Below are 11,439 nucleotides of genomic sequence, written 5' to 3'. Positions count from 1 at the left end.
GCCGTGCTATCCTGGGTGGTCGGGGGCGGCTCTCGCCCCTCTGTGTGGGGGGCGCCGGGGGGGGTGTTGTCCCCCGGGGCCCCGCGGGGTGTCCTGCACCGCGGCCACGGTCGAGGGTGCTTCGGTGTCCGGCAGGACCACGAACCAGGTCCTCGGGTGACCGCTCATCGTCAGGGCCTCTCAGATGAGGTAGAAGCCGTGGCCGTCGAAGACGTCGCCGATGATGAAGCCTCGGGTCAGCTCGGCGAAGTCGCCCAGCTCGATCAGCATGGGGGGCTCGTAGATGTCACTCATGGCGGTTCCTCTCATTCGATGGGGACGCGCTGTTCGTCGGCCGAACGGGCGTCATCCAATCAGCGCTGCCGGGCGCCCGCCAACGGGGGCGCACGCGCGCCGCGCCACAATTCGCCACCGCTGTCCGGACGGTGTGCGGCCGAGTTTCGTGTGCCACCCGGGTGGACACCAACCATCGTCGCGGCCCGACGCTGCACGGCAGCTGATGGCACGTGCCAGTGGCCGGCCCGGGGCCTCGAACACCCACCCCGATGACCGATTTTGACCGTTCACACGACTACCTGCCGTCACGAAGCACACGCGGACAGCTCTTGTTTCAGGCTCGATCGGCCGGATCCGCACCGTGGCGGCGGCCGGCCGAAGGCGGCCCCAACCGGAAGGCCGGATGGTTCTCCCGGCCGGCCGTCACCTTTCCCGGCCGGTGTTCCCGGCCGGTGTTCCCGGTCGGGGGTCGGCGGTGCTCTCGGGTTTCCGAGCCCGTGGTGTGACGTCGGCTCAGGCCGCCGGCCTCGGCATTCGGGAGCCGGTTCTCTGGGGGTGTCGCCTCGTGGCCGGTCGTTGCCGAGTGCGCGCAGCCCGAGGTGAGTGGCTGAGCTGCGCTCTCCGTCTGACCCGCTACCGCGCCAGGCAGGGGTCCCCGAGGGCCGGTGTCCTCCGCTCGCCCTCGGGGGTGAAGGTCAACGATCCGCGGATCGGGCCGTCGCCGAAACGCACGGCGAGGAGCGACGGTTGCTCATGCTCGGGCGGCCACGGTTCGGCCCCCGGTTCGCTCCCGTTCCACAGGTGGAAGACCACCATCGGCTGCCGCGGATCCTCCGAGAGGTAGCCGAGCGTCTTCCCGTACAGAGGATTGTTCCCTCCGAACAGCACTGAGGGAGGGCCGAACTCCGCCGTCACGTCAGCCCAGGTGCGGTCAACCGCAGCCCATCGCCGGACTCTCCCCGTGAGACTCTCGTACTCCTCCCCGGTGAGCACCCGATCGGGCTTGAGCCAGCCGCTTCGCTGCGCGAACTCCGCGTACACCGAGGCGACCTCGTAGCAGTCGCCCTGCTCGGGGAAGACACCCTGGAAGGCCCCGCCGGGGCCGGTGGGGGTCCACAGCCCCCGCTCCTCCCAGCCCTGCCTCAGCTCGGCCCAGGCCTCGGGCCGGCGCTCCACGAACAGCAGATGGTCGATCAGGACCCGCAGAGTCACCTCGCCCCCGAACATCCCGGGCCGGCGAAGAGAGAGGTTGAGCTGATCAATGAGGTGATCGTGGATCTCTTCAGCAGTGGCAAGTGGAGTGGGAAGCGTCACGCACACAGTCTTCCGCATGATGATCACCACGGACCACGTGTTCCGATGACGACTACGAGTGGTGGAACGCCGGGACGGTCCGGGGACTCCTCCGCCGACGCGTGACCGCCGGGGCACCCGGGTCGGCCCCTTCGCGCAGAGGTGCTGCCCGGACTCCCCGGGACCGATCGCGCCGGTCGGCCGCCGTCCGGCCGGCCGACGCCGCTGCCGCTGCCGGACGGCCGGACGGGCGGACGGGGTGTCAGGTCAGAGGAGCTTCCAGCCCTGGTACGGGTTCCCCTTCGAGGGGTCCTTCATATAGGCGTTTCCCTTGGTGTCCGAATCCAGGACGTTCAGGTAGTAATTGTTGAGCAGCATGCTGGAGCCCCACTGGTAGGTATTGGTCCACTGCTGGCCCTCAGGGCGCCCGCAGGAAGTCCCGCGTACCGAGCCGGCGTCGACGGCGGTGAGGCACAGCCCGGTGGCGACGCTCTGCATGCGCCCGTCGCCGAAGCGCCGCCAGTGCTGGTACGGGTTGTCCACACTGCAGCCCTTCGTGTAGATGTTGCCGCTGTGGTCGCCGTCGAGACAGAGCGCGGTCTGGACGTTCTGGATCATCCCAGGTCCGATGCTGTTCGCAGGGGTGTCGGCCAGGGCCGCGGACGGTGACAGGATGACGCCCGCGCATGCGGCCGCGAGGATTCCGGCCACACCAATTCGTGTCTTCATCGGTACCCTTTTCCGGGTAGTGGATTGTCTCAAAAGGCGTGCAGGGATGATGTGCTGTCAGGGATTCCTCGACGCTCCGGAATTCCGGCTTTCGCGGAATGCGTGGGCCCGCCGGGCCCTGGACGAAGGTGTTCCCGTGAGCAGCGCATCCGGTAGGAGTGATCATCGTAACGACGGATATTGGCGCCCACGGCGTGTACGACCGATCGGGCACGTTCCGGCCGCCGCGGCGGAGCGCTGGGGCGTGGAGGTGCTCTATCCTGCCGGGTTGTCGTGTTCGAGTCACTGGCGCACGGTGCCGCTAAGGTGCCCCGGTGGAGATGACTGCGGTGGCGATTGCGGTGACGGGTGTGGCCGGGACCCTGGGGGCGGCGCTGCTTACCCAACGGGGCGCCGAACGGGCCAAGCGGCGTGAGTTGGAGCTCGGCCAGGCCTTCCAGGAGGCCCGCGAGAACCTCGCCCTGCGGCGCGACTGCTACACCCGGCTGTACCGCGACGCCCGGCAGTTCGCGACCGCGCTCAACCGGCACCTGCTCGTCCTGGGTGCCCGAACGCCCGGTGAGGACGACGTGAGGGCGCTGGAGGAGGCCAAGGACGCTCACCGCAACCACTGGTCCGAGACCTTGATGATCGCGCCCGATGCCGTGATCGCCCCGGGCGACACGGCGAACCAGGCCCTCACCCAGGTGTACGCGATGGTGAAGCGCCTGGAACAGGGGAACGCGGGCTCGGGCGAGACCCTGCGGTCCGCCGCCGAGGCGCAGGACGGGCTGTGGCCGCTGATCAAGGTGATGCGGCACGCGATGCGGCAGGACCTGGGGGTGAGCGGGGAGTTCTAGTGCCGGAGCGGCGAGCGTGTGTCCTGACGTGATGTGACGTGACGTGGCGGGCTGTCCAGGTGTGATGCCTGTCGGGCCGTCTCCGGCACCCTGTCGGCGTGGCGGAGCGGGTCCGCGCACGCGAGGTCGATGACGACGAGGGGCAACGGCTGTTGCGGACCACCCGCGGGGGTGCCGGGTCGGTAGCGACCTGGCACCGGGCGCAGCTGGTGCTGCTGTCCGCGCAGGGCATTCCGGTCGCCGGGCGAACGGTGCCTGATGCGGCACCAGCCCCTTTGGCGCGCCGCTCCGGGGGGCGGCCCGCCGAACCCGCGGCGACTTCAACGCGGTCCGCGGCCCGCGGTGCCCGACCGGAGTCCGATCGCCAACTCGGCCGTGGACTCCCGGCGTTCACGGTACGGTGCGTCGTCCTCGGCATCGAGTGCCGGCAGGACTATTCCGACGTGCGTGAGGCAGGTCGCCAGGACCTCGCGGCGGTGAGGGGCGGAGCGGGTGCCGGGTCGCCGGGCCTGGCGCGGACGCGACGGGAAAGGGGACGAGCCCCGCCCGGGGTGGGCGGGGCTCGTGGGGTACGGGGGTGGCGAGGGGTCAGCGGCCGCCGGTGACCAGGATCTGGGCGGAGCCGTTGGGCATCCCAGCGATGCCGACGCGCTGGGCGTTGAAGGTCGGGGCGCCGTTGGCGCCGGCGATCGGGTTGAACGCGGTCCAGCTGCCGTCGGGGCGGCGGGTGCGGTGGTAGACGTTGCCGTCGTTGCCGATGGCGAGGATCTGGGCGGTTCCGTCGGGGGTGATGGTGATGGCGGCGTTGGTGGCGTACATGTCGGAGGTGCCGACGCCGTCGATGGGGGTGAGCCCGGTCCAGGTGCCGTCGGCGCGGCGGATCTCGTGGTAGACCCTGCCGTCGGCGCCGATCACGAGGGCCTGGGCGGAGCCGTCGGGGTTGGCGGCGATGGAGACGTCGAGAGCCTGCATCGCGCCGCCGTTGGACGAGGTGAGCGGCTGGAAGCCGGTCCAGGTGCCGTTGGCCGCACGGACGGTGTGGTAGGCGACGCCGTCGGCGCCGATGGCGAGGACCTGGGCGGAACCGTCCGGGCCGACCGTGATCGACACGTGGCCGGCCTTCATCGCAGAGCCGTCCGCGATGGTGAGGGGCTGGAAGCCGGTCCAGGTGCCGTCGGGCCGGCGGATCTCGTGGTACAGCGCGTTGTCGGCGCCGACCGCCAGGACCTGGGCGGTGTTGTCCGGGCCGACGGCGATGGAGACCTGGCTGGCGGCCATCTGTCGGCCGCTGAGGTCTGTCAGGGCCCCCCAGGCCTGCCAACCGCCGCTGATGTAGCGGACGGTGTGGTAGACGTTGCCGTCCATCCCGACACCGACGACCTGGGCGGAGCCGTCCGGCGCGGCGGCGATGGACTCGCCGTAGCCGTTGAACTGCGGGGCCGAGCCGACGCCGGTGAGCGCGCCGAGGGCGCTCCAGGTGCCGTCGGCGTTGCGGGTCTGGTGGAAGAACTGCCCCTTGGTGCGGCTGACGGGGGTGGGCGCGGGGGCGGGCGCGTTGTCGGCGATCTGGTCGTAGCGGTAGGCCAGGAAGCCGCGGGTGGACATCTCGGTGCGGTTCATGGTGCGGGCCCGGGTCGGGCCGGAGCGGCCCCACTCCTCGATGATGTTGGCGGTGGAGTGGGAGCTGTCGGCCCAGCCGGTGAACAGCACCGTGTGGGAGGTGATGTTGTTGAGGGCGTCGCCCGGCTGGAGGTTGTCGATGCTGATGCGGGTGGAGACGTCGGGCAGCGAGTTGGTGGTCAGGCTGTCCGGCAGCTGCCAGGCCATCGACACCAGGCCGGAACAGTCCTGGCGGTAGCGCCCGCCGGTCTCCGCGTCGGCCCACCAGCCGTACGGGCTGGTCAGGCCGTTGGGGCTGTAGGGGACCGCCTTGTTCACCCAGTCCTGGGCCCGGGCCACGGCCTGGCCGCGGGTCACGGTGCCGCCGGGGGCGGCGCCGTTGCCGAGGGTGCCGGTGCCGGCGGCCCGGGCCCAGCTGGTCACCAGGGTGTCGGCCTGGGCGGGCAGGACCGAGAGGACGGCCGAGGCGGAGACGGCGGCGAGGGCGATGGCGAGGCCGCGGGTGACGGTGCGACGGGACATGGTGGATGGACCCTTCTCTGGTGGTGTGCATGACAGGTGTGCGATGCCGTTCCGGCCGTCGTCACGGTCGGGAGCGGAGGTGGGTGGCCGGCGCCGGTGACGGCGGGGCCGGATGCCGCCGGCGGGATCGACGCCGTGGCGGCGTGGGCCGGCGGGCCGGGCGGCTGCCCTGCAGGAGCAGTCGGCCGGGGGAGTGCGGTGGGCCGGTGAGCCGGCCGGGGCGAATGCGGTGGGCCGGTGAGCCGGCCGGGGGGTCAGCCCCAGATCATGTTGTCGGCCTGGACGGGGGTACCCGGTCGGTCGGCGACGGCCCCGGGGGCGGTGGCCGCCTGGGTGGTGTCCTGGGCGGCGGCTACGGCGGCGGTCGGCCGGTCCGGAGCGGCGTGGGCCGCCGCGGCGGGTACCAGGACGGCGAGGGTGAGGACAGTGACCGCGGCGGCCTCGGCGATGACGGTGCGAACCATGATGATCTCCTCGATCGGGTGTGACGGCCGGTGGATTCCGGTGTGGGCGTCCCGCGGTGACGTCCGTTCCGGTCTGTCGTCCGGGCGGTGCGCCCTTCCGACAACCACTAGCTTCGTCGCTGGTCAGGGCGGGTGGAAGAGGTCCCGGCTGGACGGAAGCGTCCCTGGACCGTTCAGGCCAGGACGGTCCTTGCCGTCGGTGTCCCGGGGGCCCTCGGGGCGGCCCGGGCCGGCCGGACGCCGCGCCCCGTCAGCGCCGTCCGCGCCGAACAGCAGGCGCTCGTAGAAGGGCGTGACGAGCGGGACGGCGACACCGGCCGTCCGCCAGCCCGAGAGCCGGGGCGTGCCGGCCAGTGCGCGGCGGCAGAACGCGGCGGCCCGGTGTTCCGCCTCGGCCAGGGAGTCGGCGAGGAGGTAGACACCGAGTACCGGCCGCGGAACCGCGTCCGGGTGGACGACGAGGTGTTCGACCCGGTCCTCGGGGCGGATCGCCGCCAGCAGGAGATCGCGGACGTCGCGGGGCAGCGAGCCGTCCGGAGCGAGAGGTCGCAGGGTGGCGTGGACGAGGTACATGGACCGAGCGTGGCGAAGCGGACATTCGACGTAAAGGAATGCACGGGGACGGTTGCGGCCCTGGCCGGAACCGTCCACCGCGATCGGTGCCGGAACCGGCCTCGGGCGTGAGACGGTCGCACGGCCTCCGGGTCGTCCGGCCCGCTCGCTCCGACGGCCGTCGGGCCGGCTCCGGCACTATTCACGGCGATCCGGGAGATTCACCGGGACAACTGCGCGAGGAACGGATCACGACCGGAAGGATTCGGTTCCGTGGGCCGGGAGCACCCGGCTAGCCTTTTCCCGGGCGACTCGACGTCGACGGGGTGCGCTTGGGCCCGTCGCCCGGTCCGGATCGGCGGGTGCCCGGTGGGCCGGCCGTTCTCGGGGGCAGCGCATCGTGATCACCACCGCCCCCCGCGAAACCACCGCACGCGTTCGGGGGCGAGAGCACACAGGGGGGGACATGCTCACGGCACTGGGGCTGGACGACGTCTCGGAGGTGGTCTACCGGGCGATGCTCGCCCGTCCGCAGGAGGGCCTGGCGGCCCTCGGCGCACGGCTCGCGCTCCCCGAGGACCAGGTCAGGAAGGCCCTGGACACCCTCAGCGAACTCGCTCTGCTGCGCCCCTCCGCCGACCGGGCGGGTGAGCTGCGCGCCGTGTCCCCCGAGGTCGGGATGGAGGTGCTGATGGCTCGCCAGCAGGCCGAACTCGCCGCGCAGCAGCTGCGCATCGAGGCCTCCCGGGCCGCGGCCGCGCAGCTGATCGCCGATTTCGCCGAACTCCGGCCGCTCGGCAGCCACCCCGGTGTCGAGCAGCTTACGGGCCTCGACCAGATCCGGGACCGCCTCACCGTGCTCACCCGGGAGGTGCGCGAGGAGGTGATGACCTTCGCGCCCGACGGTGGGCAGAAGCCGGAGAACATCGAGGCCGCCAAGCCGCTCGACCTCGATCTGCTGGAACGCGGAATCAGGATGCGGACCGTCTACCTGGACAGCATCCGCAACAGCCCGCACACCGTCGAGTACGTCAACTGGCTGGCCCAGCACGGGGGTCAGGTCCGAACCGTGCCCGCGCTCGCGACCCGCATGATCGTGGTCGACCGGACCGCCGCCGTCATCCCGGTGCGCAGCGACGACAGCGCGGCCGGTGCGGTGGTCCTGACCGGTCAGGGGATGCTGACGGCCCTGTGCGCCCTGTTCGAGAGTGTCTGGGCGGGCGCGGGGCCGATCGGCGCCGCGGCGCGGCTCGACGAGCACGGGCTCTCGCCCCAGGAGGGGGCCGCGCTCGCCCTGCTGGCCGAGGGGCACACCGACGACGCGATCGCCAAGCGCCTCGGCGTCTCGTCCCGTACCGCCCGCCGCATCGCCACCGATCTCATGGAACGCCTCGACGCCCGCAGCCGCTTCCAGGCGGGTGTCCGGGCGGCCCACGCCGGCTGGCTCACGGGCTGAGGTCGCTTCCCGGCCGGGTGCCGCGCCGGACCCCGCCGGGTAGCCAGGCGGGGACGGTCGACACCCCCGCCCGGGTGCCGCGCGGCACCCGGCCGGGAAGCGACGGGGGTCAGCTCATCCACCACGCCCGGTTCGGCGTGCTGCGGGGGGTCCAGTTGGCGCCACTGGATGACCGGGGTGCCGGGCTCGGTGCCGGCGAAGGGGATGTCCAGGGCGAGGGTGCTGTGCGGGTTGCGTGCGGCAGCCGTGGAGCGGCCCGGCCGCAGCGGCGTCCAACGAGCGGGCGTGCGAAAGAGTAGGACGAGTCGCCGATGGATATGAGGCCGATCGGGCCGGTCGTCCGACCCCTGGTCGAGAAGGCCGTCGTAATGATTGTCGTCAAAGTAGGCAATTAGGGTGACTGGCGCCATCTCGGGTGCAGATCGGTGATTATGATCCACTTCTTGTGACGAACAGTCAGAGCACGAAAACGGCAACGGAGTCGGCGGATGTTCTGGTCCTCGGCGCCGGTCCCGCCGGCCTCCTGTTGGCGAACCTGCTCCAGCGCGCCGGGATCGACTGCGTGCTCCTGGAGCGCGCCGACCGCGCCCGCGTCGAGACCCGGGCACGCGCCGGCTTCCTCGCGCCCAACACCGTGCGGATCCTGGACCGCCACGGTCTGGCCGACGGTCTGCACCGGCACGGACAGCCCCACGGCGTCTGCGAGTTCCGCACCGGGGCGGGCCGCTTCCGCCTGGACTACGGCACCCTCGGCCGGGGCGAGCGGCACACCGTCTACCCCCAGCAGGACCTGGTCACGGACCTGTTGAGGCACTACCTGGAGGCAGGCGGGCGGATCCGCTTCGGGACCGAGGCGCTCGCGGTGCACGACGCGATGACCTCCGCCCCCTCCGTGACCGTGCGGGAGACGGACGGTCGCCCCGCCCGGTGGCGGGCCAGGTACGTGGCGGGGTGCGACGGCCGGCACGGCGCGGGCCGGCGGTCACTGCCGCCCGGCGCCGTGCGCCACCGCCGGGACCACGGCATCTCCTGGCTCGGCCTGCTCGCCCAGGCGCCGCCGAGCCTGGACGCCGTGGGCTACGCCGTCCACGACCGGGGCTTCGCCGGGCACATGGCCCGCACCCCGGACGTCACGCGCTACTACCTCCAGTGCGAGCGCGGCACCGGGGCCGGAGCCTGGTCCGACGAGCGGATCTGGGACGAACTCGACACCCGGATGTACGCCGCCGGACACGGACCGCTCAACCGCGGCCCGATCCTCCAGCGCGGGGTGGTCGACTTCGGGTCCGACGTGGTCGAGCCGCTGCGGCACGGATCACTCCTGCTGGCCGGGGACGCCGCGAGCCTGATCAGCCCGTCCGCCGCGAAGGGGGCCAACCTCGCCGTCCTGGAGGCGGAACTGCTCGCCCACGCCCTGGTCGCCGACCTCGTGCACGGTGACCCCGGGGCCCTGGACCGGTACTCGGGGCAGGCCCTGGCCCACATCTGGCGGGCGCAGGAGTTCTCGCTGTGGATGATCCGGCTGCTCCACCGTGAGCCCTCCGCTCCGATTGGCGAATCGTTCTTCCACGAATCCTTGCGGTTTTCGCGCCTCGAATCGCTGCGCACTTCGCGTACCCAGCAGGACTGGTTCGCCGAGAACTACACCGGCGTCTGACCCGCCCGCCCCCCTCCGTCCGCCCGCCCCCCTCCGTCCGCCCGCCCCCCTCCGTCCGGCCGTCCCGCTTCGGGCGGCCGCCGGAACCGCCGGCCGCCCGAAGCCCCGGACAACCCGAACCCCTCCGGACACCCGAAGACCTGTCACGCCCCCACTCGCGGGCACTTCTGAACAAGCGAACGAGGAACCACACACCATGCCGACCACGACGACGCCCCCGGACACCGACGACGCCACCCGCCTCCTCGCGGCGGCCGCGTTCGTCCGGGAGCAGGACAGCACGACGCTGCTCCGGCTCCTGCTGCCCGGCCTGGGCGGACCGAGCCTGCGGGCGATGGCCGACCACTGCCACTTCGCGCACGCCGCCGTCCTGGTCTTCCCACCGGACCAGGAGGCACTGCACCGCGAACTGGCCGCCTGCGGCCTGGCCGCGGGCATGCCGCCGACGCCCAGCACCGTGGTCCGCGACCGGTTGGCGCTGCGCCACGGGCGCGACGCGGCCGGCCTGGACGTCGCCATCCTGCGCCCGCCGCTGCGCGGTCCGCGCGGCGAGGCCCGGGTGGTCGAGGTGTTCGCGCTGGCGGTCCCGCCGGGTTCCGACCTGGCCCCGATCGCCGCGTACGAGCGGGCCGCGCAGCACGAGGCACACCTCGCCTTCGAGGTCGGATCCGCGGACCCGCTGGTCCTGGACGGCCTGTGCGCGCTCCTCGCCCGGCACGGCGCGAGCCCCGACGGCGGCGGGTACAACCCGCACGAGGACGGCACCGTCCTCTACTTCACCGTGCCCGCCGGAGCGCGGACCGGGTACCGGCGGCTGGAGCTCCACGTGGCGGGCGCCCACCCGGGCACCCTGGCCGTCCACCTGGGCGAGCCCGCCGGCCCGCCCGGCGAGGAGCCGGACCTCGGGGCCGAGGAGCCGGACCGGCGGGCCGAGGACCTGCTGCACCTGCTCACCGGTGCCTGGACGACCCAGGCGCTCGCGGTGTCCGCCCGCCTGGGGGTGCCCGACGCGCTGGACACCCGGACGGGGACCGGCGCCGAGGCGCTCGCCCACCGGATCGGTGCCCACCCGCAGAGCCTCGCGACCCTGTTCCGCTACCTCGTGATGCTCGACGTGGTGGCGGAACACCCGGACGGCTTCCGCCTCACCGGGACGGGTGAGCTCCTGCGGGCGGACGCCCCGGGATCGATGCGGCCGCTGGCCCTGATGTACGGCGGCCCATTCTACCGCTCCTTCGGGGAGCTCGGGCACACCGTGCGGACCGGGCAGGCGGCCTTCGACCACCTCTTCGGCGAGAACCACTTCGACCACTTCGCCCGGGACCCCGAACTGGCGGAGCTGTTCGACCGGTCGATGGCCGCGAGCGCCCGGATGTTCGAGCCGATTCCCGCGCACCCGGTCCTCGCGGCCGCCGGTCGGGGGCCCGTTCCCGGTACCGTCGTCGACGTGGCCGGCGGGAACGGGGAACTGCTCGGACGCGTCCTGGCCGCGCACCCCCGCCTGCGCGGCGTCCTGCTCGAACGCCCGCACGCCGTCGCCGCCGCCCGCGGGGCGATGGACGCGGCCGGCTGCGGGGAGCGCTGCGGCTACGTCACGGGCGACTTCGCCGACGTCCCGCCGGACGCGGACGTCTACCTGCTCTCCCGGGTGCTGCACGACTGGGACGACGAGCGGTGCCGGGAGATCCTGCGCCACCTGGCCCGCGCGATGCCCGCCCGCGCCGACCTGCTCATCGTCGAGCGGGTGCTGCCCGCCGACGGCTCGACCTCGCTGGCCACCGCGTGGGACCTCCACATGATGTGCAACACCGGCGGCCGCGAACGCCGCGCCGACCACTTCGCCCGGCTCCTGGCGGACGCCGGCCTCGAACTCGTGGCCGGTTCGCCGCTGCCGCTCGGCGCGACCGTCCTGCACGCGCGCAAGGCCGCGGTGCCGGCCCCCGCGCGGTCGGAGGAGCGGGTACCGGTCCGGTCGGGAGCGGACGGCCGGTAGGCGCCCGGGCCGTCGGGGCGGGAACCGCCGCCGGGTGG

Annotated in this window: 10 protein-coding genes and 1 pseudogene; 5 read left to right on the top strand and 6 right to left on the bottom strand. The window is 72.9% G+C overall.

Annotation, left to right across the window (positions count from 1 at the left end; genetic code table 11):
* Positions 1-180: 180 nt before the first annotated feature.
* The 3 genes from ACFXHB_RS04290 to ACFXHB_RS04280 all read right to left on the bottom strand — a co-directional run bounded on the left by ACFXHB_RS04290 (position 181) and on the right by ACFXHB_RS04280 (position 2,298).
* Complete coding sequence (locus tag ACFXHB_RS04290) at positions 181-294, bottom strand: lasso RiPP family leader peptide-containing protein (protein WP_380571953.1); 114 nt, start codon at positions 292-294, stop codon at positions 181-183.
* A 615-nt stretch (positions 295-909) separates the two neighbouring features.
* Entirely contained in the window at positions 910-1,620 is a 711-nt protein-coding gene (locus ACFXHB_RS04285) for a hypothetical protein (RefSeq protein ID WP_380571951.1), read from the bottom strand.
* 216 nt (positions 1,621-1,836) lie between these two features.
* Positions 1,837-2,298 carry a ricin-type beta-trefoil lectin domain protein gene (locus ACFXHB_RS04280; RefSeq protein ID WP_380571950.1) on the bottom strand — a complete coding sequence of 154 codons (462 nt, stop codon included), beginning with the start codon at positions 2,296-2,298 and terminating at the stop codon, positions 1,837-1,839.
* A gap of 320 nt (positions 2,299-2,618) precedes the next feature.
* Here ACFXHB_RS04280 and ACFXHB_RS04275 point away from each other — a divergent pair, with 320 nt between their 5' ends.
* Both ACFXHB_RS04275 and ACFXHB_RS04270 read left to right on the top strand, forming a co-directional pair.
* A complete protein-coding gene (locus ACFXHB_RS04275; protein WP_380572043.1) occupies positions 2,619-3,137 on the top strand; it encodes a hypothetical protein in 519 nt (172 codons plus the stop codon).
* Between the two features lie 98 nt (positions 3,138-3,235).
* Positions 3,236-3,379, top strand: a pseudogene (locus ACFXHB_RS04270) (IS630 family transposase); the annotation flags it as partial.
* A 346-nt stretch (positions 3,380-3,725) separates the two neighbouring features.
* On the opposite strand, the gene ACFXHB_RS04265 reads toward ACFXHB_RS04270, so the two are convergent.
* The 3 genes from ACFXHB_RS04265 to ACFXHB_RS04255 all read right to left on the bottom strand — a co-directional run bounded on the left by ACFXHB_RS04265 (position 3,726) and on the right by ACFXHB_RS04255 (position 6,316).
* Positions 3,726-5,279: a hypothetical protein gene (locus ACFXHB_RS04265; RefSeq protein ID WP_380571948.1), complete on the bottom strand. Its 1,554-nt coding sequence runs from the start codon at positions 5,277-5,279 to the stop codon at positions 3,726-3,728.
* 254 nt (positions 5,280-5,533) lie between these two features.
* Positions 5,534-5,743 carry a hypothetical protein gene (locus ACFXHB_RS04260; protein ID WP_380571946.1) on the bottom strand — a complete coding sequence of 70 codons (210 nt, stop codon included), beginning with the start codon at positions 5,741-5,743 and terminating at the stop codon, positions 5,534-5,536.
* 123 nt (positions 5,744-5,866) lie between these two features.
* Complete coding sequence (locus tag ACFXHB_RS04255) at positions 5,867-6,316, bottom strand: hypothetical protein (RefSeq protein ID WP_380571944.1); 450 nt, start codon at positions 6,314-6,316, stop codon at positions 5,867-5,869.
* A 445-nt stretch (positions 6,317-6,761) separates the two neighbouring features.
* Between ACFXHB_RS04255 and ACFXHB_RS04250 the strand changes: the two genes are divergently transcribed.
* The 3 genes from ACFXHB_RS04250 (at position 6,762) to ACFXHB_RS04240 (ending at position 11,401) form a co-directional block, all read left to right on the top strand.
* Complete coding sequence (locus ACFXHB_RS04250; RefSeq protein WP_380571942.1) at positions 6,762-7,751, top strand: helix-turn-helix domain-containing protein; 990 nt, start codon at positions 6,762-6,764, stop codon at positions 7,749-7,751.
* Positions 7,752-8,196: 445 nt separating this feature from the next.
* A complete protein-coding gene (locus ACFXHB_RS04245; protein WP_380571940.1) occupies positions 8,197-9,408 on the top strand; it encodes a 4-hydroxybenzoate 3-monooxygenase in 1,212 nt (403 codons plus the stop codon).
* 196 nt (positions 9,409-9,604) lie between these two features.
* Complete coding sequence (locus tag ACFXHB_RS04240; RefSeq protein ID WP_380571938.1) at positions 9,605-11,401, top strand: methyltransferase; 1,797 nt, start codon at positions 9,605-9,607, stop codon at positions 11,399-11,401.
* Positions 11,402-11,439 lie beyond the last annotated feature (38 nt).

Origin of the sequence: Kitasatospora sp. NPDC059327 (assembly GCF_042752535.1) — a bacterium.
Lineage (GTDB): Bacteria > Actinomycetota > Actinomycetes > Streptomycetales > Streptomycetaceae > Kitasatospora.
The sequence above is the reverse complement of the archived record's forward strand: the minus strand, read 5'-3'. Positions and strand labels throughout refer to the sequence as shown.

Bases quoted from the DNA above. Each gene is read 5' to 3' on its own strand.
- ACFXHB_RS04250 (WP_380571942.1), top strand. From the start codon at position 6,762: ATGCTCACGGCACTGGGGCTGGACGACGTCTCGGAGGTGGTCTACCGG.
- ACFXHB_RS04280 (WP_380571950.1), bottom strand. From the start codon at position 2,298: ATGAAGACACGAATTGGTGTGGCCGGAATCCTCGCGGCCGCATGCGCG.
- ACFXHB_RS04240 (WP_380571938.1), top strand. From the start codon at position 9,605: ATGCCGACCACGACGACGCCCCCGGACACCGACGACGCCACCCGCCTC.
- ACFXHB_RS04275 (WP_380572043.1), top strand. From the start codon at position 2,619: ATGACTGCGGTGGCGATTGCGGTGACGGGTGTGGCCGGGACCCTGGGG.
- ACFXHB_RS04290 (WP_380571953.1), bottom strand. From the start codon at position 294: ATGAGTGACATCTACGAGCCCCCCATGCTGATCGAGCTGGGCGACTTC.
- ACFXHB_RS04255 (WP_380571944.1), bottom strand. From the start codon at position 6,316: ATGTACCTCGTCCACGCCACCCTGCGACCTCTCGCTCCGGACGGCTCG.
- ACFXHB_RS04265 (WP_380571948.1), bottom strand. From the start codon at position 5,279: ATGTCCCGTCGCACCGTCACCCGCGGCCTCGCCATCGCCCTCGCCGCC.
- ACFXHB_RS04260 (WP_380571946.1), bottom strand. From the start codon at position 5,743: ATGGTTCGCACCGTCATCGCCGAGGCCGCCGCGGTCACTGTCCTCACC.